The sequence below is a fragment of the Peribacillus sp. SIMBA_075 genome, assembly GCF_046534585.1.
This window is the reverse complement of record NZ_JAWRYN010000114.1, coordinates 1-516: the sequence shown is the minus strand read 5'-3', so window position 1 is coordinate 516 and position 516 is coordinate 1. Positions and strand designations below refer to the sequence as shown.

Here is a 516-nt window from a genome sequence, read left to right as displayed (position 1 = left end):
CAATTGTACTCTTTTTAAAATATAATTGACTGCTTAATGGTTTATCATATTTATGTCCTTTTAATAAAATTAAGTATGTAATGAATTCTGATCTAGTTAGATGATTGTTTTTCAGTAGATTGAAATCTTCTTCAGTTACAACAAAATAAGATGTAGAGACAGGCTCCATAACTTCCGAATGAACTTTGAACGGTGGAAGGAAATTAGGAACCCAATAAGTTTCATTTTTACTGGTTTTCTTCTTTTCAATAATCCATTTAACTTTACTTTTGCCGTCTGGGTATAGATTAACTGTATTGCCATCATAATAAGCATTTGACACGCATTTAAACTTTTCTAGTTTTTTTAACGATTGAGAAATTTGAGCTTCTCCGTATCCTGTATACTCACTAATATGTTTTACTGTATTTAAGGAGCTATTCTCCATTCCCATCTGTAAAGCAATGTAAGTAATTAAATCTGCTTCCGTCATACCACTTTCTTCTTGTTCATAATAATGGTCAAACAAACTGTTTC

At 30.4% G+C, this 516-nt stretch carries 1 pseudogene; it reads right to left on the bottom strand.

Annotated features, from left to right (window positions below):
* Positions 1-472, bottom strand: a pseudogene (locus SB775_RS27385) (hypothetical protein); the annotation flags it as partial.
* Positions 473-516 lie beyond the last annotated feature (44 nt).